This is a genomic window from Paraburkholderia kirstenboschensis, from assembly GCF_904848585.1.
Classification (GTDB): domain Bacteria; phylum Pseudomonadota; class Gammaproteobacteria; order Burkholderiales; family Burkholderiaceae; genus Paraburkholderia; species Paraburkholderia kirstenboschensis.
Genome location: NZ_CAJHCR010000014.1, coordinates 42,914 through 68,433, shown reverse-complemented (window position 1 = coordinate 68,433; position 25,520 = coordinate 42,914). Strand labels below are relative to the sequence as shown.

Here is a 25,520-nt window from a genome sequence, read left to right as displayed (position 1 = left end):
GACCGTTTCTCGGCAAAGGCGGTCGAGCGTTTCGGGCGCAAGGTGGTGAGCAACCTCGTTCGGCTTCTCGGCTACTACGCGCTCGTCGCGATGACGCTGAACGTGTTCGGCATGAGCGCCGTCGGCCAGCAAAGCTTTCCGTTCGCCGAGTAACCTGCAACGGTCGCGGCATGGCGGCGCATGTCACCGTCACGGCATTGGCACACGGAAGCGCCTATGATGAAGGTCGGTCCACGTCCGCGCCTGTCACGCAGCGCCGCACTCGCGACCCATGCCAAAGCCGCGGAACATTCGGGCTGGACCGTTGCGGCGGGCATCGCTATCAGTCGTGCAGCGCGTGAAGCAGGGCAAAACAGGAGAGAACGATGAAGCGCAAGGCATCAGCAGTCTGGCAAGGCGGTCTGCAGGACGGCAAGGGCTCCATTTCCACCGACAGCGGCGTCCTCAAGGAGACTCAATATTCGTTTTCCACGCGTTTCGCGGACGGCATCGGCACGAATCCGGAAGAGCTGATCGCGGCTGCGCACGCGGGCTGCTTTTCGATGGCGCTGTCGGCGGAACTGGGCAAGGCGGGAATCTCGCCGGAACGCATCGGTACCACTGCAACGGTCACCCTCGACAAAGACGGCGGCGGCTTCACGATTACCGCCGTGCATCTGGACGTAGCGGTGAAAATTCCCGGCGGCGACAAGGCGGCGTTCGACAAAGCCACCGCGGACGCCAAGGCGGGTTGTCCGGTGTCGAAGGTGCTGAACGCCACCATCACGATGGATGCGAAGCTCGAAACCTGAGCGGGGCATCGGCAACTGGCGGCGCGCGATGCTGCCCTGCATCGTTCGCCGCGCATTGAAACTTCCGCGCAACCCACGCCGCAGGGCCGGCATCTTGTGCCGGCGCGGCGCTTCTCCAATGGCACCGCGATGACATCCCAAGCCGAAAAAGCAGCACAATTCCAGGCGCTGCATACAGCGCAGGACGCGTTCGTTATTCCTAACCCGTGGGACATCGGCTCGGCGCGGTTGCTCGCGCTGGCCGGCTTCAAGGCGCTCGCGACCAGCAGCGCCGGCTACGCGTTTTCGCGCGGCTTGCCGGATAGCGCCGTGGGCCGCGCGCAGATGATGATCCACCTCGCCGAAATTGCGGCCGCGACCGATTTGCCGGTCAGCGCCGACCTGGAAAACGGTTTCGGCGACGCGCCTGAAGACTGCGCGGAAACCATCCGCCAGGCGGCTCGGGCGGGCGTGGTGGGCGGCTCGATCGAAGACGCGACCGGCCGGGCCGACGAACCTATTTACCCATTCCAGGCCGCTGTCGAACGCGTGCGCGCCGCCGTCGAAGCGGCCCGCGCCCAGCCGTTTCCTTTCACGCTGACCGCGCGCGCGGAGAACTACCTCGTTGGCCGTCCGGATCTCGACGACACGATTCGCCGCTTGCAGGCCTTTCAGGACGCCGGCGCCGACGTGCTGTACGCGCCAGGCCTCAAGACGCGTGAGGAAATTGCCGCGGTGGTCGGCGCGCTCAACCGTCCCGTCAACGTGTTGATGGGCTTGCAGGGCGTCCTTCTCAGCGTCGACGAATTGCGCGCGATGGGCGTGCGGCGCGTGAGTGTCGGCGGCTCGCTGGCGCGCGCGGCACTTGGCGCGTTCTTGCGCGCCGCGCATGAGATACGCGATCACGGCACCTTCGGATACACGAAAGATGCGGCGAGCGGCAACGAACTCAACCAGCTTTTTGCCAAGGCTGAAGAAAAGTGGCCGACGCCGGGCTAGAAGGGCGACTGTCCGTGCTCGAAGGTCGGGGAAACGGCGATGCGGGAATTGCACGCGAAGTGGAATGGCGAGACGCTTTGTAACCACACGGGGCGAGAAGTCGGGAACACAACATCCCATTGTTGTCGGCAGAGACGGGCCGCGCATGGTTCGGCTATCGGTCGTTTGACCGGTACCGTTGCGGCCGCCGACATGCGATCCTTCTCTTCAAGCCACTCGCGAACGGGCTTTCGAAATTGCCCTGAAACAAGGTTGGTTGTAGCTAGCAGGGCGACTACACACCCCGCACGGCTAGACATCGCGACTCGATCAACGCTGCCGGACTAACAGGCGGGGCCGGGTCACCGTGCTGACTTTTCTCTTCTAACTCTTCAGCGGGATCATCAGGATGGACGATAAGGACATTCCTCTTGCCAATAGCAAGGTTGAATATCAAACCTTGCTCCGGGAGAGTGGCTACACCGTCGCTAAAACGACTGTCCGCGCGGGTGGCGAGACACAATGGCATCACCACAGCAATGTCAGTGATCGCTTTCTCGTAGTCCGCGGAGTCCTGACTGTGGAGACGAAAATCGACGGGCTGGTCAAGAGCACAAAAGTGCGTGACTTTCACAATGTCGATCCGGGCGTCGTTCATCACGTCAAGAACGAGACGGAAGAAGACGTGGTGTACATCATGGTTCAGGCGGGAGGCGCGCCGGATATCGTGCTAGCCGCAGCTCCTGATTGAGCGCCGGAGCCGCTGCGCGAGTCGAGCGATCATAGCAAGCCCATTGCCGATGCCCTAAGCGTAGCTACGGCGCGCGTCGAGCATTCGAGCTTGCGAAACACGCTCTCCACGTGCGTACGCACCGTGCTCGGACTGAGCGCCAACTCCTGCGCGACTTCCTTGTTGCTCGCGCCCCGCGAAATGGCGCGCAGCACGTCGATCTCCCGTGCAGAGAGGCGTGCGCCTTGAGGCGTCCTGCTCGTTGCGCGTCTAGCCAGGGCCGTGCCGTCACCAAGCAGCGCCTCCACCGCGTGGCCGTCCAACCGGCCGCTTGCCGCCTCGTCACGCAACTGCTTCGCGGCTGCTTCGGCGGAGAGTGCCGCGCGCCACGGACGCGCCGAGCGCAACGCGACCCATGCCACCGACGCCGCCAGCACACGCGCCTCGAGCGATAACGCAGGATCGCGCGCCGCACGGAAATAGCCCGAACCGTCCAGGCGTTCGTACGCATGCGACGCAAGTTCGGCCGCTTCGCCGAGCGCCCCGGCCTGCTGGCCCGCGCGCCAGGTCCAATAAGGGACGAGGCGCACTTTTTCCCAGGCGCTCGGGGGCAAGCCTCTCGCCATGTTCCACACATTGTTGGGAACCGCCGCGCGGCCGATACCGTGAATCAGCCCCGCGCGATAGACGCGCCGTTGCGCCGCTTCATCTTGCGCGAGCCGCGCACAACCTGCAGCTGCCGTCGCGGCCACTGCGCGCGAGAAGCCGGTCATCCACGGCAGCTTCAGATCGATAACGTCGGCGATCAATTCGGCCGACGTCGTCTGTTGCATTCGAGACGTCGTCAGCGCGGCGTCGAGATCCGCAGGGGACAGCTGATCCAGTTCCGTCAGCCACGAGGGCGCATGGCGCGCGGCGGTGTCGACGAGCCGCGCCGGGTAGCGGGCGTCGGCGCGTTGTGCAATCGATCCGAGCGCCCGTTCCATACCATACGTGCGAGAGAAGACCTCCAGATCGCCCGCGAGGGCGACCACGTACACGGGAACCGGCACCGCCACTCCCTCGAGATGTGCGGGCAGCCCGCTGCCGTCCCACGTTTCGAAGATGTGGCGCAACGCAGTTTCGGTTGCGCGCGCGAGGCCCAGCATGCGCGCGATTTCTCCCGACACCTCACAGTGAATTTGTGCGAGCGGCGTGAGCACCGCGGCGACGCCGCCTAGCGCCTCGAGCGGCTCGATCCAGTCAACGCGACCTTCGAGCATCGCAACGCGGCTTGCGATGTCGTCGCCGAAAACGTCGGCGAAGCCCGCAGCGTTCGCCGTGCAGCCTGACCAGCGCAGCATCGACGCTTCGCGGACGGTGTCGCATGCTGTCGCGTCGATGCCGGCGGCTTGCGCGAGGCGCGCCGCGAGCCATCCAGTGCGCAGCGAATGGTCGGTTGGCTGGCCCATGCTCAGATCGCCGATGAAGGCGAGCGCCTTCACCGAGTCGAACACGCGCAGGGGCGTGTGGCTAGCATCGTCGTCGATCATTGGGATCACGTGAACAATCACTTTTGGGAACGACTGATAACTATATGCGATCGCGCGATTGGCGAGGGTCGGTCATCTGACCGATGCCGCCGAAGAGGGCAGGATGCGATCCTGACATGCGATCTTTACCACCGACCAGACCCGACCATATACGGAGCATTCATGTCCTTCCGGTTCCAACTCGTCATTCCGGCGATTGTCCTCACGCTCGCTAACGCCTCGTTCGCTCAACCCTCTGCGGACAAGCCTGAACGGATCAGGGGCACCATCCAGTCGTATTCAGGCGGCATGCTACAGGTACACCGGCGCAGCGGCGAGACGGTCAGTATTGCAGTAGACAATTCAACCGGCCTGAATGCCGTGAAAGCCGTACAGCTTTCGGATATCAAGCCTGGCACCTACGTCGGGGCCGCCGCGATGCCGGGCGCCGACGGCAAGCTCGTGGCGAAGGAGGTCCTAGTGTTTCCCGAAGCCGCGCGCGGAACTGCGGAGGGTCACTATTCATGGGACCTGGGCGCGAATAGCTCGATGACAAACGCGAACGTAGATACGGTAGTGCAGGGTACCAGCGGTCGCGACCTCAAGCTTTCGTACAAGGGCGGCAGTAACACCGTCACGGTGCCCGCGAACGCGCCGGTCGTGACGCTCATTCCCGCTACACGCGACGAACTGACGACGGGCAAGCAAGTGTTCGTCGTCGCAACGCACGGCGCAGGCGCCGCCTACAAAGGGCTGCAGGTTGTCGTAGAGAAGGACGGGCTGGCGCCTCCAATGTGAGTCGGACTGTCGAACGAGCGTTATCTATGATGACCGCCGACGAGCCGCCACAGTAGCGAAGATCAGAAAAGGAGTCGCAATGAATGAACACCCCATGAATACCGATAGCGTTCGCGAAGAACGCTGGCTAACGCGTTACTACTTTATGCGGACCGCGTTTTCAGCGGTTTGGGTCGCGCTTGCTTTCTCGGTCGGGCAACGCTCACCGGAGGCGACAGCGGCTCTACTGTTTGTTTATCCCGCATGGGACGCGCTTGCCAATTACTTCGACATGTCGCGTAGCGGCGGCATGGCGGAAAGCCGCACGCAGGCAATCAACATTGTCATCAGCGTCATCACGGCGATCGCAGTCATTGTGGCGTTAAGAACCAGTATGAGCTGGGTGCTTGGCGTCTTCGGGGCGTGGGCGATACTGTCAGGGCTCTTGCAACTCGGAACTGCGCTGCGCCGCTGGAAGCGCTCTTCTGCGCAATGGGCCATGGTTCTCAGCGGCGGACAATCGGCACTGGCAGGCGCGTACTTCATCATGCAAGCCGGTGTGTCGATGCCCCCGGCTATCTCGCGCGTCGCTGGTTACGCCGCGGTGGGCGCAATCTATTATCTGGTTTCCGGGTTGTGGCTCCATGCACGCCGGCTGCGCCGCAAGGTCGCTTGAACGGCTGAAAGAACTGGCAATGCTCGCGACGCCCCTCGCTCTGCATGTGCTTCATGAGGCGTTCGATATTGGCCGGATGATCTTCTTGCGCCGCGCCCGGAACCGCCTTATAGAGGAGAAATTCCGCTGACGCCGGCCTTGCCGCCGACGTCGGCCGAACGTTCGCTTGAGAGAAAACGGGTATCGGCAGTATCGGACAACGAATCGTGGCCGTCCGTCGTCGAGTGGCTGCGTCGCCAACTGGCGGGCGGCAAGCCGAATTCCCGCTTGAATGCGCGATTGAACGCCGCCTCCGACTCATAGCCGACTCGTTCCGCGATAGCCGTAAGCGGCTGCGCTCCGTCACGTAACGCCTGTGCCGCTATTTGCAGACGCCAGCGCGCCAGATATTGCATTGGTGGCTGGCCAAGCAATTGAGTGAAGCGCTGTGCAAGCGCCGAACGCGAAAGGCCCGCTTTGCGCGCAAGTTCATCGACCGTCCATCCATGCGCCGGTTGCGCATGCATTAACGCGAGCGATCGCCCCACGAAACGATCGCTGACGCCAGCCAGCCATCCTTTGCGATCCGCAGGCAGCGCATCGACACAACGCCGTACCGCCTCCACGAAAAGCAGCTCGGACAAACGGCCGAGCACAATCGCGCTGCCTACGCGCCATTCGGCTGCTTCGACAGCCGCGAGTTTCAACGATGACTCCAGCCACGCGGATCTCGCGTCGTTGCGCATGTCGATCTTGAACATACGAGGCAATGCCGACAGCACCGGATTGGTCAGCGTGTCGTCGCAGGCGAGAAAGCCGCAAATGAGGCGCGTTTTCTCGCCGCCGCCACCGTAGCTCAACCTGATCACATCGCCCGGCGTGGTTTCCAGATACTGCGACAGCATTTCGTGGGAGGGCGCCGGTTCGAGTTGGAGCGAACTGCCCATGAGATGCGCTTCACCTTGCGGCACGACGAGAAGTTCTCCCGCATCGACGCTGATGGCGGAAGAGGGGTCGTCGACGAGTCGTGCGCGGCAGCTTCCTTCCGTGATGAGGTGATAGGAGACGATGCGCTCCGCACGCGGCAGAAACGAGACGCACAACTCCCGGGTCGCCTCGCCGAAAACACACCAGGGTGCAGTGAAGTCGGCGCTTAGATACACCGCTCCACTGAGATGCACCAGGCGAAGTACGTCGGAAAGAGCATCCATGGCGTCGTCCATCAGTTTCGGCGTCCTGCGCAAAACATCTGGACGGCCGGTCATTCACCGATATGGCTTGCGTCCCGATACTAGCACTCACGCGAATCTGCAACAACGAACGGTAGCGCGCTGAATCACACCATCAGGAGAACGACATGAGTTACCCAGAGACTTATAGCGGTCAATGCTTTTGCGGCGCAGTGCAATTCACGGTAAGCGGGGAACCCGCAGGTATGGGCTATTGCCATTGTGAATCGTGCCGCAGATGGTCGGGGGCGCCCGTCAATGCGTTCACGCTGTGGAAGCCGGAGGCGCTGCACGTTACTCGCGGCGCTGATGATATCGGCACTTACAACAAGACGCCTCATAGCTACCGCAAGTGGTGCAAGTCGTGTGGCGGACATCTCTTCACCGAGCATCCCGGGCTCGAACTGATCGACGTGTACGCCGCGGTCATCGCGGACTTCCCCTATGAACCCGGCGTGCACGTTCATTACCCGGAGTCGCGCCTTCGAATGAAAGACGGTCTGCCCAAGCAGAAGGATCTGCCGGCGGAAATGGGCGGCTCTGGTATCAGCGTCGCCGAATAGCCATCGCATCTCGCGGTTCCGATTCGATTCGCCCGATCGTCGCGCGGGCCTTCTCGCAGTGCAAGTTCGCGGCGTCATCTGAATGGCAGCAACTCCGAGCATTTACTCATTGCTGCCCTCGGTTCTCAGGAGTCGTTTATGTCCGCAGTCGATTCTTCTTTTTCGCCCGTCGCAGACTTCGCTGCCGTCAAGGTCCGTCAACAGGCCGCGTGGTCGACCGGCAATTATGCTGTCGTCGGCACGACGCTGCAGATCGTCGGAGAAACTCTGTGCGAAGCGCTTGACCTGCGTGCCGGCTCGAGCGTGCTCGACGTTGCAGCCGGCAACGGCAATGCAACGTTGGCAGCCGCCCGCCGTTGGTGCGATGTCACTTCCACTGACTATGTCGCCTCACTGCTGGACGCCGGCCGTGCCCGCGCACAAGCGGAAGGTCTTTCCGTCAAGTTTCAGGAAGCGGACGCGGAAGCGCTGCCGTACGCGGACGCCTCGTTTGACATCGTCATGTCGACGTTCGGCGTGATGTTCACTCCGGACCAGGCGAAGGCAGCGGCTGAAATGGCTCGTGTGTGCAAGCCGGGCGGGCGGATCGGCCTCGCGAACTGGACGCCGGATAGCTTCATCGGACAGATGTTCAAGACAATTGCCAAGCACATTCCGCCACCTGCGGGCGTGGCATCTCCGGCGCTGTGGGGAACGAAGGCGCGGCTGGAAACACTGTTCGAAGGAAAGACCCGGAAGATCGTCGCGAACAGCCGCCATTTCACGTTCCGTTACCGCTCGCCCGAACATTTCGTGGAAGTTTTCCGCACGTTTTACGGGCCGGTGAACAAGGCATTCGGGGCACTCGAAGGCGAGCGGCAAGCGGCGCTTCTCGACGATCTGATGACATTGATAAAAAGCCGCAACCGGTCCGGCGACGCGACGCTCGTGCTGCCAAGCGAGTACCTCGAAGTGGTGGTGGAACGATCATGAACGGCGTCGGGCGCAGCGTCGCCGTCCTGCTCGGATCCGCCTCGCGCCTCTGGTCGATCGCTTGCCTGATCGGTCTGCGGCACGGCTCGGTGATGGTTGCGTTGCCACTGTGCTCGTCGGCGTGCTTCTTCGGTCTTCGGTTCGTACTGACGGTGCTGGGTCTTCCGGCTTGACTGCCGCTCCATTGCAATCCGCTGCTTTACCGCGCCTTCGCGCGCGGTAAAGCCAATCTATTTCCTCATGCCACGCATGCGCAAACGCACCATCATTGATGCCGTCAAAAATGATGCGTTTACCACTGCAAAAAAACTTGCATTTCGCGCGGGAAAAACTACCTTGATTAAACAAAGCAGTTCGGGCTCGGCAGCGGAGGAGACACATGCCGGCTACACGTATGATGATTGCGCGTCGCGCGGGCGTGAGCGTTGCCACGGTCGATCGTGTGTTGCGCGACGACCAGGCCGTGCGTCCCGAAACGGCAGAGCGCGTGCATCTTGCACTCTCGGCGCTGCGCGACGACCGCGCGAGTCGCGGTCGCCCGGCTAAGATCAACACCTATCGCGTCGCCTTCGTTCTTCCTCAGGTCAATTCGCGCTTTCTCGATCATGTCGAGCGCGACATCGCGCTATCTGCGAGCTTCTTTCGCGAGCACCGCATCATTCCGTCGTTCTACCGGTGCGACTTCTCTTCTCATCGCGACACTATTGCTTTCGCGCAGCAGGCGATCGACTACGACGCGCTGGTACTCGTGCCGCTCGACTACCCAGCGGTCGAACGTCTGATCGAAGACACGAGCGATGCAGGGGTGCCCGTCGTCACTGTGTTCTCCGATTTGCCTGCCAGTCGCCGCGCAGCCTATGTCGGAGTGGATAACCGGATTGCAGGACGCACCGCAGGAGCGTTGATGGGCCGCTTTCTCGGTGCGCGGCTCGGCACGGTGGCGGTGCTGTCGGGTTCATCACGCCTGCACGATCAACTGGAACGGCGTACCGGGTTTTCACAGGTGCTCGAAGAAGACTTCCGCAATCTGCGTTGGATCGCCGAACCGGACTTCACTGAAGACGACGACGGCGCAGGTCTCGCCGCGCAGGGTCTCATTGCGCGTCACCCGGATCTGGTCGGGGTTTATGCGACGGGTGGCGGCATTTCGGGCATCGCGAAAGCATTGCAGGAATCCGGCGACAAGGCTCGTCTCGTCCTGATCGGCCATGAATGCACCGCGGCGACCCGCACGCAGTTATCCGAGCGCGCTATCGACGTGATCCTCGATCAGGACGTGCGCGGCATCGTCCACTGGTCGGGCCTCGTCGCGGTCAATTGTCTTAACGACGTACGTGGCGCGCTCGCCATTCCAACGCCGGAAACCAGAATTTATCTTCGTGAGAATGCGCATGCCTGAAGCTCGCGACACGCGGATTGCAGTCCGAATCCGCTGAGCTGAAATACAGCACCCGGCGCATGGGCGCTGTTCCATAGCAGGTTGGAGACCCGGGAAAGACAAGGAGAAGACAAATGTTACGTCTTACGTCAGCAAGGGTAATAGCGGCGGGCATGATCGCGTTCGGACTCGGCATGGCAACCGGCGCGCGGGCACAGGACAAGCAGTTGACGTTATGCTGGGCAGCATGGGACCCGGCCAATGCACTCGTCGAATTGTCGAAAGATTTCACCACGAAAACCGGTATTAAAATGAAGTTCGAGTTCGTGCCGTGGACGAGTTACGCGGATCGTTTCATCAACGAACTTAATTCGCATGGCAAACTATGTGACCTCATCATTGGCGACAGCCAGTGGATCGGCGGCGCGGCAGTCAACGGTCACTATGTGAAGCTCAACGACTTCTTTGCGAAGAACAAGATTTCGATGAACGACTTCGTGCCGGCGACTGTGGTGGGTTATGCGGAGTGGCCGAAGAATACCCCTAACTACTGGGCGTTGCCGGCCATGGCGGATGCAGTGGGCTGGACGTATCGCAAGGACTGGTTTGCTCGTCCCGAATTGCGCGCGGAATTCAAGCAGAAATATAAACGCGAACTCGAACCGCCCACCACACTGGACGAACTCAAGCAAACCGCGGAGTTTTTTCAAGGCCGCAAGATCGACGGCAAGACGGTCTACGGTGTCTATATTTTCACGGAGCGCGGTTCCGAAGGCATCACAATGGGCGTGACCAACGCGCTTTACAACTTCGGTTTCGAGTATCAGGACCCCAAGAAGCCGTATCACCTCGACGGCTTCGTCAACTCGCCCGGCGCGGTGAAGGGACTGGAGTACTACAAGGCGCTCTACAAGTGCTGCACGGCGCCCGGTATGACCAACGCGTACATGCAGGAAGGACTGGACGCCTTCAAGTCCGGCCAGGTGGCAATGCAGATGAACTGGTTTGCATTCTTCCCAGGACTCTACAAGGACCCGAATGTCGGCGGCGACAAGATCGGTTTCTTCGTCAACCCGCGCGAAACGAAGCAGTACACGCAGCTTGGGGGGCAGGGCATTTCTGTCGTCGCTTATTCGGATCATAAAGACGATGCGCTCGAGTACATCAAATGGTTCGCGCAGCCAGACGTCCAGAAGAAGTGGTGGCAGCTTGGCGGCTATTCGGCGGCGAAGTCAGTGGTCGACGCGCCCGACTTTCCGAAGAGCGCACCCTTTGCGCCGGCGTTCCTAAAGTCGATGTCGATCGTCAAAGACTTCTGGGCGGAACCCACGTATGCGGAACTGCTGCTCGACATGCAAAAGCGCGTGCATGACTACGTGGTGGCCGACAAGGGCACGGCCAAGGAAGCGCTGGACTTGCTCGTCAAAGACTGGAACAAGGTCTTCAAGGCCGAAGGCAAGAACTAGCGCGTATCGAGGACGGGACCGGCGGCGCCTGCACGGATGCCGCCGATGCCTTTAAAGGAGCGAGGCATGCTGGCAAACAAGCCTTTTTCGTCGGCGGGGCTGAAGTCCCCGGCGGCGGCGCGCGCGCACACGCGTCTGACCGGATTGTCGGACAGAAGCATTGCGTGGCTGTTCATCCTTCCAACAATTCTGCTGCTGCTCGCGATCAACATCTTTCCGTTGATCTGGGCCTTGCGTCTGTCGTTCACCAACTTCAAGTCGAATATGCCGAGTGTGCCGGCGCGCTTTGTCGGAATCGACAACTACGTCGACATTCTCACCGACGAAGACATCTGGTACGCAATGCAGGTAACGGCGCGCTTCGTGTTCTGGTCGGTCGGCCTTGAAGTGCTATTGGGTTTCGGCCTCGCGTTGCTGATCAACCGGCAGTTCCGCGGCCATAGCTTCTGGACCACGCTGATCCTGCTGCCGATGATGCTGTCGCCCGCGGTGGTCGGCAACTTCTGGACCTTTCTGCTGCAACCGCAAACGGGGCTGTTCAACGATATTGTCGGTTTCTTCACCGGCATTGCGCCCGGCTCGTTTCAGATGATCGGCGACGTGTCGCTCGCGCCGTGGACCATCGTGATGGTCGATACGTGGATGTGGACGCCGTACGTGATGCTCATCTGCCTCGCGGGTCTGCGCTCGATTCCCGACTATATCTACGAAGCCGCCGAGGTGGATCGCGCCACACCGTGGCGGCAGTTCTGGTCGATCACGTTGCCCATGACGTTGCCGTTCCTGATGCTCGCCGTGCTGTTTCGCGGCATCGAGAACTTCAAGATGTTCGACATGGTGAACCTGCTGACTTCGGGTGGCCCGGGTTCGGTGACCGAAACCGTATCGATCACACTGAAGCGCGCCGCTTTCGAGAAATGGCAGACGGGCTACTCTTCCGCACTGGCAATCATTCTGTTCGTGACGGTATTCGGTGCGGCGAATATCTACGTCAAGGCGCTCAACCGGGTGAAACAGCGATGAGACCGACTACCGCACAACATTCCGTGGTGGCTTCTTCGCCACGCGGCAAGCGTTTTGCCGCCGCGGTTGTCATCACTTACGCATTGCTCGCAACCTTGCCGATGCTGTGGATCTGCCTGACCAGCTTCAAAACGCAGGAAGATGCCATCGCCTATCCACCTGTCGTGTTGTTTCAACCGTCGATGGAAGGTTATGTGAACCTGTTCACGATCCGTTCGCGGCAAACGCCGGAGTTCATCGCCAGTCTGCCGCCCGCGCAGACCTGGTATGAGCGCGATGTACGCAAGCGAAACATGGTGATTGCGGGGCCGTCGAAAGTTTTGCCGCGCTTCGTGAATTCGCTCGTGATCGGTTTTGGCTCGACCTTTCTCGCGGTATTTCTCGGCACATTGGCGGCCTATGCGTTCTCGCGCTTCAAGGTGCCGCTCGCCGACGACCTGCTGTTCTTCATTCTGTCGACGCGCATGATGCCGCCGATTGCAGTCGCCATTCCGATTTACCTGATGTACCGGGCGCTCGGCCTGAGCGACAGCTATGTCGGCATGATCGTGCTCTATACGGCGGTCAATGTATCGCTGGCGGTCTGGCTTCTGAAGGGTTTCATGGACGAGATTCCACGCGAGTACGAAGAGGCCGCGCTCGTGGACGGCTACACGCGGCTCCAGGCTTTCGTCAAGGTAGTGCTGCCGCAGGCCATCACCGGCATTGCCGCGACTGCGATTTTCTGCCTGATCTTCGCGTGGAACGAGTATGCATTCGCGTCCCTGCTGACGAGCGGCGATGCGCAGACAATGCCGCCGTTCATTCCGTTCATTATTGGCGAGGGCGGGCAGGACTGGCCGGCCGTCGCGGCCGCGACGACGCTTTTCGTGCTGCCTATCCTCATCTTCACTGTCGTGTTGCGCAAACATCTGTTGCGCGGCATCACCTTCGGAGCGGTGCGCAAATGAAACGAGACTCCGTTTTGCCGCAAAGACATTATCTGCGCCGCGGCTACAGCGAAGCAGTGTCGACTGCACTGATCGGTCTTGGCATGGCGATGCTGGTGCAGCCATTTTCGCTGACACTGTTCACGTGGTCGTTTCCGGTGGTCCTGGTCGGTGCGCTGGCGTTTGTCGTGACCAGTCATTTCCCGGACTGACGCCATGTCGACGATCGTTCTTGCCAACCTTCACAAGCGTTTCGACGACTTCGTCGCGGTGCGCGACACCAGCTTGACTATTGGCGCGGGGCGCTTCGTCGTGTTGCTCGGTCCGTCGGGCTGCGGCAAAACCACGACGCTGCGCATGATAGCCGGCCTTGAATTGCCTACCTCCGGCCAGATCCTGATAGACGGTGAGGACGTGACGCAATTGCGCGCACGTCAGCGCGACATCGCATTCGTGTTCCAGATGTTCGCGCTCTATCCGCATATGACCGTGCGCAACAACATCGCCTTTCCGCTCAGGAACGAGCATGTGTCGCGCAAGGAGATCGCGGCGCGCGTGGATGCCGCCGCCCACATGCTGCGCATCGAGAACATTCTGGATCGCAAGACGGGCGGTCTGTCCGGCGGCGACCGGCAGCGCGTGGCTCTGGGCCGCGCGATCGTCCGGCAGCCTAAGGCGTTCCTGATGGACGAACCACTCGGCACGCTCGACGCGGATTTCCGCGAGCTGATGTGTCTCGAGTTGCGGAAGCTACATAACGCGCTTGCCGCCACGACCGTTTATGTCACGCACGATCAGAGCGAAGCGATGGCGATGGCCGACGACATCGTCGTGATGAACAAGGGCGAGTTGCTGCAAGCCGGTCCGCCGCAGGAGATCTATCACTTTCCGGCGACGGTGTTCGTCGGCAATTTCATCGGCAGTCCGCCAATGAATTTCCTCGCGGCAGATGGCGGCGTGGACGCTGGCGACGAACAGGTCCATTTGCACGGCGCAGCAGTGCCGGTGCCGCGCTCTCACGCTGGCGCTGAACGCGTGCTGCTGGGCATTCGTCCCGAGCATGTGACGGTCGATCAGCGCGGCCCGCTGCGCGGCAAGGTCATCGCCGATGAATACCTTGGTTCGCATCAGGTGCTGGTGGTCGAGACCGCGCTGGGCGTAGTGCGGGTGCGGGTCGGCAAAGACGATGGCCTGCCGGCCGGATCACCGGTCGGTTTGTCGTTTCGCAAGGACCGCACGCTGCTGTACGACGCGCAGAGCGGCCGGCTGCTGCCGGGCGCCGCTCGCACGATTCCTGCACAGGGAGAAGCTCATGGCTGAAATCCAGTTGCGCAATGTGTCGAAGCGGTTCGGCGACATCGCCGCGGTGGACGATATTTCGATCGATGTGGCCGACGGCGAGTTCGTCGTGCTGCTCGGACCGAGCGGCGCAGGCAAGACCACGACCCTGCGTCTGATCGCCGGGCTGGAACGGCCCGACGCGGGCGACGTGCTGATTGACGGAGCGATTGCGACCGGCGTGCATCCATCCGACCGCGACGTCGCTTTTATCTTCCAGCAATACTCGCTGTATCCGCATCTGACCGTGTTTGGCAACCTCGCGTTTCCGCTGCGCTCGCCGCGACGGCGCAGCAGCGAGGCGGACGTGCGTGCGCGTGTTCACGCGGTCGCCGAAATGCTGCATATGGAAGCGAAACTCGACAACATGGCCACGCATCTGTCTGGCGGCGAAATGCAGCGTGTGGCGATCGGGCGCGCGCTCGTGCGGCAGCCTAAGGTGTTTCTGATGGACGAGCCGCTGTCGTCGCTCGATGCGAAGCTGCGCGAGGAGTTGCGCATCGAACTGAAGCGCCTGCATCGTACGATCGGTGCGACCATCGTCTATGTCACGCACGACCAGGTCGAAGCGACCACGCTCGCGGACCGCATCGGCATTCTCGATCATGGGCGTCTCGTGCAACTCGGCACGCCGCGCGAGGTGTACGGCAATCCGGTGTCGCTCAGCGCCGCGCAACGGCTCGGCTCCCCGCCGATCAACCTGCTGCCGCCCGCACTGTTCGACTCGGCTCACATGCCGGCGGGCACGGCGACCGTCGCGATCCGTCCCGAGGACATCGTGCTGCACGACCCGTCTGAAGGCCACGCGAGCGGCGCACAGGATGCACTCGATCTGACGGTCCTCGAATATTCGCCGCTGCGTCATCTGCTGATTCTCGATCGCGCCGGAACCGCCGTGGTCGCGACGACCGTCACGGAGCGCAGTTTCTCGCCGGGGCAACGGGTCGGCGTGTCGCTGCCCCCACGCAGCCTTTTATATTTCCATGCTGACGGCAGGAGGATCCCGACATGAACGGCAAAACGGTCATGACGTGCATCGACGCCGCGTATGCGGCGTTGAAGGAGCATACCGACGAGATCGCTTCGCTCGACCAGCAGATCGGCGATGGAGATCACATTTTCAATCTGCTGCGCGGCATGGAAGCGCTCCTTGCGGTGCGCGCGGAGATCGAGGCGCAAGCGTTCGGCCCCGCGCTCGAGATCGCGGCGGCCAAAGTGCTGTCCACGGTGGGCGGATCGTCGGGCCCATTGTTCTTCTCGTTGCTGAACGGGATGGCGAAAGCGTCCGCGAACAATGCAATGGATGTGGCTGGCTTCGCCCGCGTCTTTGCGGCGGGGGTCGAGGCCGTTGGACAACGAGGCAAGACCGGCGTCGGCAGCAAGACGATGATGGACGTGTTGATACCGGTCGCGCAGCGCTTCGAGCAGCTGGCGGCAGAAAGCGCAGCGGCGCAAGCGGTGCTCGACACCTTGCCGCGAGTCGCCGAGGAAAACATGCTCGCAACCCGCGACATGCTGGCAACCAAGGGACGCGCATCGTTTCTCGGCGAGCGCTCGCGCGGGCATATCGATCCGGGCGCGCGCTCCAGTCAGATCATGATTGCCTCGGTATGCGCGCGGCTCGCGCAACACAATGGACAAGGAGCGTGACGGTGAAAAAATTCATCAATCATGTGGACGATTTTCTCGCCGAAAGTCTGGCGGGATTCGCCGCGGCGCATGCCGACCTGGTCGTACTGAATCGCGAACCGGTGTTCGTGCGGCGCAAGAACCTGAAGCCCGGCAAGGTCGCGCTTATCTCGGGCGGCGGCTCGGGGCACGAACCGCTGCATTCGGGATTTGTCGGCCACGGCATGCTCGACGCCGCGTGCCCGGGCCAGATCTTCACATCGCCGACACCCGACCAGATGATGGCGGCCGCCAAGGCCGTCGATACCGGCGCGGGCGTGCTGTTCATCGTGAAGAACTATTCGGGCGATCTGATGAACTTCGAAATGGCCTCGGAGATGTCCGAGGTGCCCAACGCGATGGTCCTGATCAACGACGACGTCGCGGTGGAGAACTCCAGCTACACGACCGGGCGCCGTGGGGTTGCGGGCGCGGTCATCGTCGAGAAACTGGTGGGCAGCCTCGCGGAAAGCGGCGCGAGCCTCGACGAATGCAAGGCGTTTGGCGATCGCATCAACAAACGCACGGCTTCGATGGGTGTCGCGTTCTCCAGTTGCACGGTGCCGGCAGCCGGCACGCTGACGTTCAAGATCGGCGACGATGAAATAGAAGTCGGCGTCGGCATACATGGCGAGCCGGGCAGGCGGCGCGCGAAATTTGCATCGGCCGATACGATTGCAGCGGAGTTGCTGACCGCGATAGTCGACGACCTGAAGCCGCCTGCGGGGGCGGGCTTGCTGGTGCTGGTGAACGGCCTTGGCGGCACGCCGCTTGGCGAGCTTTACCTGCTCTTCAACTCGACGCGCGCGTGGCTCGAAAAGCGCGATCTGAAAATTGCCCGCGTGCAGGTGGGGGCGCTGACCACGTCTCTCGAGATGGCCGGCGCTTCGATCACGCTTTGCATGCTCGACGAACAAATGACAAAGCATTGGGACAGCGCGGTGCATACGCCGGCGCTGAGGTGGGGCGTATAGAAGAGGGCGGCCCAGCTGGCGCGTCCTGCGTTGGCGTCGACGACGAACGCCTACGGGGAGGCGTTCTTCGCGCGGCCGACTTCCCCCTCGAGGACCCACAAACGTTATCTGCCGACTGCCGCTCCGCGCGAATCACCCGTGTTCCGTGTCAGGACATCTCGATACCGAGCGTCGTGATAAGACGCTCGCGCCGTTCGAGCGCCTGCAGCGAGCGCTTTCCGAGATGCGCCGCGACGACATTCAGCAGGCCCTCGCAAAACACCAGATATGCGCCCATGCTGTTGCTGAAGAAGCTGCTGTCGTGCGGAACCAGGAACGCATGACGCGCGGGCGGCACGAGCGGCGAGGCGAGGGTATCGGTGATCGCGATGACATTGAGCCCGGCTTCCTTCGCGGCGATCGCAGCATCGGCGACGCTGCGCGTATAGGGCGCGACGCTCGTGACGAGAACGACATCGCCGGGCTCCAGCTGCGCGAGCCCTTCCGCGACGCCGAGCCCCTGTGCATCGAGCAGGCCGACATCCGTGCGGATCATGCCAAGGCCGTAGCAGACGAAGCTCGCGAGGGCGCTGAACTGGCGCAGGCCATGAACGCGTACGCGCTTCGCATCGGCGATGAGGCGCGCGGCGCCGCGCAAGTCGACGGGCGATAGTTGCGCGATGAAGCCTTCCACATTGCCGATCGATTCACGCGCGAGCTTCACGACCATGTCAACTTCGGGCGCGGCATCGTCGGCGTGCGTCCTGCTGCTCGCGACGAGCCGCTCGGCCTGCTGGCTATAAAAATGCCGATGACGCTCGGCGAGGCTGTCGCGAAACACGCTCTGAAAATCCGCGAAGCCCGCATAGCCGAGCTTCGTGGACAGGCGCGTGACCGTAGACGCGTTGACATCGAGCGATGCGGCGAGATCAGTGATCGTGCGCACCGCCACTTCTTCGGGGCGTTCGAGCAACTTCGCGAGCACGGTGCGCGCCTTGCTGCCGAGCGAGACCTCGGCTTCGTCGCGGCCAATGCGTATCGCGAGTTCGCGCAAGCCGTCGACGCTGCGCGGCGGCACTTGCGCGCCCGCTTCAGCTTTGCTCGCGTGACGCCCCTTCTGTTTGCCTGTGTCCATTGATCATCCGGTACCGGGCGGGCTGCCCGGGATGTTCGTGAACCTGCCATTCTATGTGAGATCGACGAATGGCAATATCGGCGGTAGCGAGGGTGTTTTCATCGTCAGGATCGTCCGGATGCGTGCGATGAATCGGCAGTGCGGAATCTTCATGATCCGCGAGGATCGCGAGAGAATCGATTGCTTCGCCCGATGCGAGCATCGCCTCGCCCCGTGCCTGCCGATGGCGCGACGAATCCGTGATGATCTGCGAGAAGCCGTGCATCGAAGGATGAATCGCGTGGTTCGCATGCAGGGACGGCGCTTTCACTTCGACGACAGAGCAATCGTGCGCGCTGAATTCGACGCTCAGCAGCGCGGGACTGCTGCAAGCCCCGAGCGTCAGATGAAAGCCGCCCGCACGCGGATTGTCACGCACGATGGAGACGGCTTCATCGAGATCGACCGCGTCGAGAATCGCGCGTGTGAGCACCATGCGCGGCACGCCCGCGACGACTTCGCGCTGGCGCAGATTGTTCACGGTCACAGCAAGACCGCCGTTCGTAACGGCGAACGTATGTCCCGGCAGCGAGGCCGGATAAACGAAGGCCGCGAAACCCGCGTTGCCTTGGACCCTGCATTCGGCAATCGCGCAGTGCCCAGCGAAGCCGGGAAGACCGTCTTCGTTATGGCTGATGCGCCGCGCATCCGTGCCAGGAAGCTGCACAGTTGTGCAGCCATCGGGCGACATCGCCCAGAGATCGCCGCGGCAGTTCCAGAGAAAGACGTCCTCGAACGGCAGGCCGAGACCAGTGGCCAGACCTTCGAGCTCGTCCCACACGCGCGGAAAGCGCTCGCGCACGAGCGCCGCCATCGTCTTCGACGTGTCGCTGCCGCGCCATTGCATGACCGTTTGCCATGCACGGGTCTTCAATAAATACGCATGCGTCGCGTGCGCGCCGGACCGGCCGAGTGCTTCGCCCGCTTCGCGCGGGGAACCGGAGATTTCTATAAAGCCGAGTGCTGCCATATTCGAGGTGTTTCGTGAAAGTTATTCGACGTGTTGCAGAAAATCGCGCAGGCGCTGATTAGGCGGATTATCGAGCAGTTCGGCAGGCGGGCCATCGACGGTAATATGCCCGTGCTCCATGAAGATGAGCCGCGTGCCGACCTTTCGCGCGAACGCCATCTCGTGCGTGACCACGACCATCGTCATGCCTTCTTCAGCGAGCGCCTGCATCACGCGCAGCACTTCCTGACGCAACTCCGGATCGAGCGCGGAGGTGGGTTCGTCGAAGAGCATGAGCTTGGGTTTCACCGCGAGCGCCCGCGCAATCGCGACGCGCTGCTGCTGTCCGCCCGACAACTCACTCGCATAGTGCCCGACGCGCGAGCCCAGTCCGACCTTCGTCAGCAGCTCGCGCGCGAGCGACTCGGCTTCCGACTTGCTCATCCCGCGCACCTGGCGCGGCCCGAACGCGACGTTCTCGAGCGCCGTCATCTGCGGGAACAGATTGAACTGCTGAAACACCATGCCCGCTTCCTGACGGATCTCGCGCATTTTCTTCGCGCCGCCGAGCACGCTGATGCCGTCGACGACGAGATCGCCGCCATCGATCTGCTCCAGCGCGTTGATGCAGCGTAGAAGCGTCGACTTGCCCGAGCCGGACGGCCCGATCAGCACGACTACTTCGCCCGCGCCGATGTTCAGATCGACTCCATCGAGCACGACCGTCTTGCCGAAGCGCTTTGTCACGCCCTTGAATTGCACCATGTGGCCGTTGTGGTTCATCGTATTCATAAGATGCGCATCCGCCGTTCCATCGTGCGCAGGCCAAAGCTGAGCGCGCCGATCATGCAGAGATAGATGAGCGCGACGGCCGTCCAGATTTCCACCGCGCGAAAGTTCGACGCCATGATCTCCTGACCCTGACGCGTCAGTTCGCCTACGCCGATCACGATGAAGAGCGACGTGTCCTTCAGGCTCACGATGAACTGATTGCCGAGCGCGGGCGTCATGCGCCGTAGCGCGACCGGGCCGACCACGAACGCGAGCACGCGCCAGCCCGGCATGCCGAGCGCGAGGCCGGCTTCTTTAAGACCGCGCGGCACCGAGAGAAACGCGCCGCGCACGATCTCCGCGATATACGCGCCCGAGTTGATGATGATCGACGCGACGGCCGCGGTCATTGCATCGACGCGCACGTGCAGCAGCAAAGGCAACGCGAAATAGATGAACATCACCTGCACGACGATCGGCGTGCCGCGCACGAACTCGATATACGTGAACGCGATCTTCTGGCATAGCGTGTTGCCGTATGCGCGCATCAGGCCGAACACCAGGCCGACGAACAGGCCGCCCGCGAGCCCCGCGATGGTGATCAGCACCGTGAGACGCGCGCCGTGCATGAGTGCGGGCACGGCGTCGACGATGACCGAAAGATCGAACTGCATCATTAATCTCCGTAGCGCGGGTTGTCAGGACTTCGCCGGCTCGACGCCGAACCACTTCTTATAGATCGCCGCATAGCGCCCGTCGGCTTTGATCTTCACGAGTTCGGCGTTGACCTGCGCGACGAGCGGGCTGCCTTTCGGGAACGCGATGCCGTATTGCTGCGCCATCATCTGCGGGCCGACCGCCTTCACGCGTGACTTGCCAGCGGTGTGGATGTAGTAAAGGACATTCGGAGTGTCGTGCATCGCGGCATCCACCCGACCGGTAGCGAGTTCGAGATAGGCGTTGTCGATGTTCGGGAAGGCGCGCAAATCCGTGTTCTTGAAGTTCGCTTTCGCGTAATCGAAAGAGGACGTGCCGGTCTTGACCGCAAGCGTCTTGCCCTTCAGGTCGTCCGGTCCCTTGATCGTGCTGTCCGCCGGCACCATTAGCGTGAAGCCGCTGGCGTAGTAGCCGTCGGAGAAGTCGATTACCTTCTTGCGCTCGTCCTTGATCGTGATGCCCGCGAGCGCGACATCGACGTTATGCGTCTGCAGCGCGGGCAAGATGCCGCTGAAGTCCATTGGCTGCAGCTTGTAGTCGATCTTCAGGTCCTTGGCGATTTCCTTCCACAAGTCGATGTCGAAGCCGACGTATTCGTTGCCCTGTTTGAACTCGAACGGCACGAACGCGGTGTCGCACGCCACAAGCAGCGTTTCGGCGCGAGCGGCACCGCTGGCGAAAGAAAACGCGGCGAGGGCGGCCACGGCGAGTTTTGCGGCGAGTTTCATGATCGACTCCTTGTCGAAATGTGTGGTCAATACGCAATGATATTTGCGTGTTAATATTTTACGCAAATCTAGTTGCGAAGTCTCGGCGATCAAAATACGGTTGCAACTAGGGGTTTACACCTAGCGCATGTGGCGGCACCGCGAACGCGGTGAAGTACGGGAGAGACTTCAGTGGGGATCTCAGACGGTCGCGTCGATATGCGCGGAGCAGGGCACCGGAATGACGCGCGCATCCGCCATATTCATCGGGTGGCGCAGTGCGTGAACTCCAGCTCGTGAACGCGCCGGCCTCGGACACGTAGGGCGCGTGCTCACAAGGCGACTCCGGTCGCGGCGCGCCGTGCTTAAATATCGCATCCAATCCGCCGAGCCCGAGCAGCCCATCCGTGCCCACCTTCAACGAACTCGTCGCCACCATTCGCGACCGCTTTCCCGATCTGAGCCCGCAATTTCAGGCAGGCGCCGCTTTTCTTCTGGACAACCCCGACGAAGTCGCCGTTCTGTCAATGCGCAAGGTCGCCGAACGCGCGAAGGTCCAGCCCGCTGCGATGGTCCGTCTCTCGCAGCTACTCGGTTTCCCGGGTTGGAGCGAGCTGCGCGAAATCTTCGTGAGCCGTGTGCGCACGCGCCCGGAGCCACTGACCACGCGCGCCCGCTCGATGGTCAAAGGCGGCTCCGACAGCCGTCTCAGTCGCGATCTTGCGCAGGCGCAATCACACAACCTCGAGATCACGTTGACGCAGAACGCCGACAGCGTCGTCGAAACGGCGAAGACGTTGAAAAAGGCGCCGCATGTACACGTCGCGGGTTTCCGGTCGTGTTATCCGGTTGCGTTCGGCCTGCTTTATGGATATCGCCTCTTCCGCCCATCGGTGAATCTCCTTAGCGGGGAAGCCGGCACGCTCGAAATGCAGTTGCGCGGCATCGAGAAGAAGCACGCAGTGGTGGTCGTCAGCTTCGCGCCGTATTCCGTCGAAGCGGTTCGCGTCGCGCAAGCGGCGATCGAACGCGGAGCGAAACTCATCGCGCTGACCGATAGCGCCGTATCCCCGATCGCGCTGAACGCCGATCACACATTGATCTTCTCGCACGAATCGCCGTCGTTCTTTCCATCGCTCGTCGCGGCATCGGCGCTCGCCGAGATGCTCGTCGCGCATCTGCTCGCGCTCGAAGGCAAGGACGCGATTACCAATCTGGGGCAGGCCGAAGTGGAGCTGCACTCGCAGGGCGCCTACGCGGCAAGCTAGCCGATCGACGCCCGCAGCAGTTCGCAAAGATCGGCAGCGATGGACCACATCGACACGTGTCGATGCATCACGATGCCGATCGAGCGTTGCACATCCGGACTGCCGATCGGCACCGTTCGGCGCGAAGTGCGCCGATACCGCGAGCGGTGGCACGATCGCGCAGCCGAGCCCTGCATCGACGAGCGCGACGACGAACGAGATGTGTCGGCTTCGCCAAGCTTCAGCTGATGCGCGATCTGAGCCTCACCGAAGCGGCGTACGGCGTCCGCGCGGGGCTCTTCTTAATCGGCTACCTGCTGCTTCAGGTGCCCGCCGGTTATCTCGTGAAGCGCATCCCGCGTGCGCACGTGCCACGGCGGTTCGCTGGTCGCGTGGGGCATTGTCTCCATCGCGACGCTCGCGACGCGAAACAAGACCGCGTTCTCCGATATGCTGCATGCGACAACATATGTTGTGTTAATCTTGGGGTTGTGGATCACATGTTGCGCACTTACTTAATACCCAATTCGCACCCAATTCGCACCGAAAGGCAGGAACCATGACCACGGTATTTCATCGCGCGCCGCGCGCCACGCTGCCCGTCGCCGTGCGCGGCGACGGCATCGAGATCGTCGATTCAACCGGCAAGCGCTACATCGACGCTTGCGGCGGCGCGGCCGTCTCGTGTCTCGGGCACTCCCATCCGCGCGTGATCGAAGCCATCCAGCGACAAGTGCAGCAGTTGCCCTATGCGCACACGTCGTTCTTCACGACCGAGCCCGCCGAAGCACTCGCCGATCTGCTCATCGAAGCCGCGCCGAAAAATATCGGCCACGTCTACTTCGTGTCGGGCGGCTCGGAAGCGATGGAAGCCGCGCTCAAGCTCGCGCGCCAGTACTTCGTCGAGAAAGGTCAGCCCGAGCGGCGGCACTTCATCGCGCGCCGGCAGAGCTATCACGGCAACACCCTCGGCGCGCTCGCGATCGGCGGCAACGCATGGCGTCGGGAGCCGTTCCTGCCGATTCTCATCGAAGCGCATCACGTCTCGCCCTGTTTCGCGTATCGCGAGCAGCGAGCGGGCGAAACCGACGAAGCCTTTGCGCAACGTCTCGCCGACGAACTGGAAGCGAAGATTCTTGAACTCGGCGCGGAATCGGTGGCGGCGTTCGTCGCGGAGACGGTCGTCGGCGCGACGGCGGGCGCCGTGCCGCCGGTGCGCGAATACTTCCGCAAGATCCGGGCGGTCTGCGACAAGTACGGCGTGCTGCTGATTCTCGACGAAGTGATGTCCGGCATGGGCCGCACGGGTTACATGTTCGCGTGCGAGGAAGACGGCGTGTCGCCCGACATCCTCGCGATCGCGAAAGGTCTGGGCGCGGGCTATCAACCGATCGGCGCGACGCTTGTCAGCAATGAGATTTTTGACACGATCGTCGGCGGTTCCGGATTCTTTCAGCACGGTCACACGTATATCGGACACGCGACGGCGTGCGCGGCGGCGCTCGAAGTGCAGAAGGTCATCGCGGAAGACAATCTGCTCGACAACGTGAAGGCGCGCGGCGAGCAACTGCGTGCCTTGCTGCGCGAGCGGCATGCGAATCATCCGTTCATCGGCGACGTGCGCGGGCGCGGCCTCTTCACCGGCGTTGAACTCGTGCGGGATCGCGCGAGCAAGGCGCCGTTCGATCCGAAGCACAAGCTGCACGCGGTTATCAAGAGCGAGGCGATGAAGCGCGGCCTTATGGTGTATCCGATGGGCGGCACCGTCGATGGCCGCATCGGCGATCACGTGCTTATCGCGCCGCCCTTCATCACGTCGAGCGAGCAGATCGAGACGATCGTCGAGCGCCTTGCCGATGCAATCGACGGCGCGCTTGGCGTCATCGGCGTGTAGGCGGCATGCGCGCCGCTGCGCTGAAAGCATGGGCGGCGACGCCGTTCGTCGGCGTGCCGTTCGCCGCGAAAAGTCTCTTCGATATCGAAGGTCACACGATGATCGCCGGTTCGCGTGCGCGGCTCGAAACACCCGCCGCCATCCGCGACGCCGATGCCATCGTACGAGTCAAGCAAGCCGGCGCGGTGCTCGTCGGCACCACGCACATGGACGAGCTCCCGTGCGGCGCGACCGGCGAGAATCTGCGTTTCGGCGCGGTGCGCAATCCACGCGGCGTTGATCGCATGACGGGCGGATCGTCGCGCGGCTCCGCTGTTGCTGTCGCCGCGCGATGCGTGCCGCTCGCGCTCGGCAGCGACACCAACGGCTCCATCCGCGCGCCCGCCGCGCTGTGCAGCGTGTGGAGCCTCAAGCCGACTTTCGGCAGAATGTCCCGGCAAGATGTGATCGCTTACGCAGATTCGCAGGAAACACCCTCGCTCATCGGGCCGTACGAGTCGATCAACATGCCCGAGGACGAGACCTCACGAATAACTCACGGACATCAATCGAATCATGAACAAACGACTTCCCGACTTCCAGATCGCTACCGCGTCCGACGAACAGAAGGCCGTCTTGCAGGACATCCTGAGCGGCCCGCGCGGCAATCTTAACGGACCGTTCCTCGGCTGGATCTTCAGCCCGGAACTCGCGCAAAACGCGCAGAAGCTCGGCGCGTTCTGCCGCTACAACACGGGCCTGCCGCTGCGCCTTTCCGAGCTCGCGATTCTCGTCACCGCGGCGCGCTGGCGGTCGCAGGCGGAATGGCACATTCATCATCCGATCGCGCTTGACGCCGGCCTGCCCGCCGATCTGGCGGAAGCGCTGCGCACAGGACAAACGCCGATATTCGCCGATGCCGACGACAAGGTCGTCTTCGATTTCGCCACCGAGCTTTACGACATGAAGCGCGTAAGCGATGCGACGTATGACGCCGCCGTCGCGCGTTTTGGTCATACGGTCGTCGTGAATCTGGTGGGATTGCTGGGCTATTACGCGCTCGTCGCGATGACGCTCAACACGTTCGAAATGCGCGCCGAAGGGCAGACGGATCTGCCCTTCGTGGAATGAAGCGATTTCGC

General features: G+C 62.2%; 28 protein-coding genes and 1 pseudogene. 22 read left to right on the top strand and 7 right to left on the bottom strand.

Annotated features, from left to right (window positions below):
- Positions 1-9: 9 nt before the first annotated feature.
- From JMY24_RS39655 to JMY24_RS27795, 4 genes and pseudogenes are all read left to right on the top strand, one after another.
- Positions 10-153, top strand: a pseudogene (locus tag JMY24_RS39655) (carboxymuconolactone decarboxylase family protein); the annotation flags it as partial.
- Positions 154-365: 212 nt separating this feature from the next.
- Positions 366-791 (top strand): OsmC family protein, encoded by a 426-nt coding sequence (locus JMY24_RS27805; protein WP_020070885.1) that lies wholly within the window; start codon positions 366-368, stop codon positions 789-791.
- 129 nt (positions 792-920) lie between these two features.
- Entirely contained in the window at positions 921-1,769 is an 849-nt protein-coding gene (locus JMY24_RS27800) for an isocitrate lyase/PEP mutase family protein (protein WP_201703296.1), read from the top strand.
- A 388-nt stretch (positions 1,770-2,157) separates the two neighbouring features.
- Complete coding sequence (locus JMY24_RS27795; protein WP_128597701.1) at positions 2,158-2,499, top strand: cupin domain-containing protein; 342 nt, start codon at positions 2,158-2,160, stop codon at positions 2,497-2,499.
- 29 nt (positions 2,500-2,528) lie between these two features.
- On the opposite strand, the gene JMY24_RS27790 is transcribed toward JMY24_RS27795, so the two are convergent.
- Positions 2,529-4,010, bottom strand: a complete 1,482-nt coding sequence (locus JMY24_RS27790; protein ID WP_201703294.1) for an HD domain-containing phosphohydrolase — start codon at positions 4,008-4,010, stop codon at positions 2,529-2,531.
- A 162-nt stretch (positions 4,011-4,172) separates the two neighbouring features.
- Between JMY24_RS27790 and JMY24_RS27785 the strand changes: the two genes are divergently transcribed.
- Together JMY24_RS27785 and JMY24_RS27780 are read left to right on the top strand one after the other, a co-directional pair.
- Positions 4,173-4,787, top strand: coding sequence for a hypothetical protein (locus tag JMY24_RS27785; protein ID WP_128597156.1), 615 nt, complete (start codon positions 4,173-4,175; stop codon positions 4,785-4,787).
- A gap of 79 nt (positions 4,788-4,866) precedes the next feature.
- Positions 4,867-5,442: a DUF308 domain-containing protein gene (locus tag JMY24_RS27780; protein ID WP_128597153.1), complete on the top strand. Its 576-nt coding sequence runs from the start codon at positions 4,867-4,869 to the stop codon at positions 5,440-5,442.
- 107 nt (positions 5,443-5,549) lie between these two features.
- Here JMY24_RS27780 and JMY24_RS27775 read toward each other — a convergent pair whose 3' ends face one another.
- Positions 5,550-6,632, bottom strand: a complete 1,083-nt coding sequence (locus tag JMY24_RS27775; RefSeq protein WP_236597540.1) for an AraC family transcriptional regulator — start codon at positions 6,630-6,632, stop codon at positions 5,550-5,552.
- 146 nt (positions 6,633-6,778) lie between these two features.
- On the opposite strand from JMY24_RS27775, the gene JMY24_RS27770 reads away from it, so the two are divergent.
- The 12 genes from JMY24_RS27770 to dhaK all read left to right on the top strand — a co-directional run bounded on the left by JMY24_RS27770 (position 6,779) and on the right by dhaK (position 16,961).
- Entirely contained in the window at positions 6,779-7,213 is a 435-nt protein-coding gene (locus tag JMY24_RS27770) for a GFA family protein (RefSeq protein WP_128597148.1), read from the top strand.
- A 138-nt stretch (positions 7,214-7,351) separates the two neighbouring features.
- Complete coding sequence (locus JMY24_RS27765) at positions 7,352-8,185, top strand: class I SAM-dependent methyltransferase (protein ID WP_128597146.1); 834 nt, start codon at positions 7,352-7,354, stop codon at positions 8,183-8,185.
- Entirely contained in the window at positions 8,182-8,358 is a 177-nt protein-coding gene (locus JMY24_RS27760) for a hypothetical protein (RefSeq protein ID WP_164853748.1), read from the top strand. The genes JMY24_RS27765 and JMY24_RS27760 overlap by 4 nt, the downstream gene beginning before the upstream one ends.
- A 206-nt stretch (positions 8,359-8,564) precedes the next feature.
- Positions 8,565-9,584 (top strand): LacI family DNA-binding transcriptional regulator, encoded by a 1,020-nt coding sequence (locus JMY24_RS27755; protein ID WP_193425311.1) that lies wholly within the window; start codon positions 8,565-8,567, stop codon positions 9,582-9,584.
- Between the two features lie 113 nt (positions 9,585-9,697).
- Positions 9,698-11,029, top strand: coding sequence for an ABC transporter substrate-binding protein (locus JMY24_RS27750; protein WP_128585345.1), 1,332 nt, complete (start codon positions 9,698-9,700; stop codon positions 11,027-11,029).
- 66 nt (positions 11,030-11,095) lie between these two features.
- A complete protein-coding gene (locus JMY24_RS27745; RefSeq protein ID WP_128585346.1) occupies positions 11,096-12,052 on the top strand; it encodes a carbohydrate ABC transporter permease in 957 nt (318 codons plus the stop codon).
- Complete coding sequence (locus tag JMY24_RS27740; protein ID WP_128585347.1) at positions 12,049-13,002, top strand: carbohydrate ABC transporter permease; 954 nt, start codon at positions 12,049-12,051, stop codon at positions 13,000-13,002. The genes JMY24_RS27745 and JMY24_RS27740 overlap by 4 nt, the downstream gene beginning before the upstream one ends.
- Complete coding sequence (locus tag JMY24_RS27735; protein ID WP_128585348.1) at positions 12,999-13,193, top strand: hypothetical protein; 195 nt, start codon at positions 12,999-13,001, stop codon at positions 13,191-13,193. Before JMY24_RS27740 ends, JMY24_RS27735 begins: the two co-directional genes overlap by 4 nt.
- A gap of 4 nt (positions 13,194-13,197) precedes the next feature.
- Positions 13,198-14,301: an ABC transporter ATP-binding protein gene (locus JMY24_RS27730; RefSeq protein ID WP_128585349.1), complete on the top strand. Its 1,104-nt coding sequence runs from the start codon at positions 13,198-13,200 to the stop codon at positions 14,299-14,301.
- The gene (locus JMY24_RS27725; RefSeq protein WP_128597144.1) at positions 14,294-15,331 is read left to right on the top strand and encodes an ABC transporter ATP-binding protein; all 1,038 of its coding nucleotides are present in this window, start codon (positions 14,294-14,296) and stop codon (positions 15,329-15,331) included. The genes JMY24_RS27730 and JMY24_RS27725 overlap by 8 nt, the downstream gene beginning before the upstream one ends.
- Positions 15,328-15,969 (top strand): dihydroxyacetone kinase subunit DhaL, encoded by a 642-nt coding sequence (gene dhaL / locus JMY24_RS27720; protein ID WP_128597142.1) that lies wholly within the window; start codon positions 15,328-15,330, stop codon positions 15,967-15,969. The genes JMY24_RS27725 and dhaL overlap by 4 nt, the downstream gene beginning before the upstream one ends.
- A 2-nt stretch (positions 15,970-15,971) precedes the next feature.
- Positions 15,972-16,961: a dihydroxyacetone kinase subunit DhaK gene (dhaK, locus tag JMY24_RS27715; protein WP_201703293.1), complete on the top strand. Its 990-nt coding sequence runs from the start codon at positions 15,972-15,974 to the stop codon at positions 16,959-16,961.
- Positions 16,962-17,109: 148 nt separating this feature from the next.
- On the opposite strand, the gene JMY24_RS27710 is transcribed toward dhaK, so the two are convergent.
- Genes JMY24_RS27710 through glnH form a run of 5 tightly spaced genes read right to left on the bottom strand, consistent with a single transcriptional unit; the run spans position 17,110 to position 21,279 of the window.
- On the bottom strand, positions 17,110-18,075 hold the full coding sequence (locus JMY24_RS27710) for a MurR/RpiR family transcriptional regulator (protein WP_128597138.1): 966 nt from the start codon (positions 18,073-18,075) through the stop codon (positions 17,110-17,112).
- The gene (locus JMY24_RS27705; RefSeq protein WP_128597136.1) at positions 18,032-19,084 is read right to left on the bottom strand and encodes a C45 family autoproteolytic acyltransferase/hydolase; all 1,053 of its coding nucleotides are present in this window, start codon (positions 19,082-19,084) and stop codon (positions 18,032-18,034) included. Before JMY24_RS27705 ends, JMY24_RS27710 begins: the two co-directional genes overlap by 44 nt.
- A 21-nt stretch (positions 19,085-19,105) precedes the next feature.
- Entirely contained in the window at positions 19,106-19,855 is a 750-nt protein-coding gene (gene glnQ / locus JMY24_RS27700; protein ID WP_128597134.1) for a glutamine ABC transporter ATP-binding protein GlnQ, read from the bottom strand.
- Positions 19,852-20,508 (bottom strand): glutamine ABC transporter permease GlnP, encoded by a 657-nt coding sequence (gene glnP / locus JMY24_RS27695; RefSeq protein ID WP_128597131.1) that lies wholly within the window; start codon positions 20,506-20,508, stop codon positions 19,852-19,854. Before glnP ends, glnQ begins: the two co-directional genes overlap by 4 nt.
- A 24-nt stretch (positions 20,509-20,532) precedes the next feature.
- Complete coding sequence (gene glnH / locus JMY24_RS27690) at positions 20,533-21,279, bottom strand: glutamine ABC transporter substrate-binding protein GlnH (protein WP_128588862.1); 747 nt, start codon at positions 21,277-21,279, stop codon at positions 20,533-20,535.
- A 386-nt stretch (positions 21,280-21,665) separates the two neighbouring features.
- Here glnH and JMY24_RS27685 point away from each other — a divergent pair, with 386 nt between their 5' ends.
- From JMY24_RS27685 to JMY24_RS27670, 4 genes are all read left to right on the top strand, one after another.
- Positions 21,666-22,526: a MurR/RpiR family transcriptional regulator gene (locus tag JMY24_RS27685; RefSeq protein WP_128597129.1), complete on the top strand. Its 861-nt coding sequence runs from the start codon at positions 21,666-21,668 to the stop codon at positions 22,524-22,526.
- A gap of 538 nt (positions 22,527-23,064) precedes the next feature.
- Positions 23,065-24,399 (top strand): aspartate aminotransferase family protein, encoded by a 1,335-nt coding sequence (locus JMY24_RS27680; RefSeq protein ID WP_128597127.1) that lies wholly within the window; start codon positions 23,065-23,067, stop codon positions 24,397-24,399.
- Positions 24,400-24,404: 5 nt separating this feature from the next.
- Positions 24,405-25,052 carry an amidase family protein gene (locus JMY24_RS38525; RefSeq protein ID WP_201703292.1) on the top strand — a complete coding sequence of 216 codons (648 nt, stop codon included), beginning with the start codon at positions 24,405-24,407 and terminating at the stop codon, positions 25,050-25,052.
- Positions 24,955-25,509, top strand: a complete 555-nt coding sequence (locus JMY24_RS27670; RefSeq protein WP_128597611.1) for a carboxymuconolactone decarboxylase family protein — start codon at positions 24,955-24,957, stop codon at positions 25,507-25,509. The genes JMY24_RS38525 and JMY24_RS27670 overlap by 98 nt, the downstream gene beginning before the upstream one ends.
- Positions 25,510-25,520 lie beyond the last annotated feature (11 nt).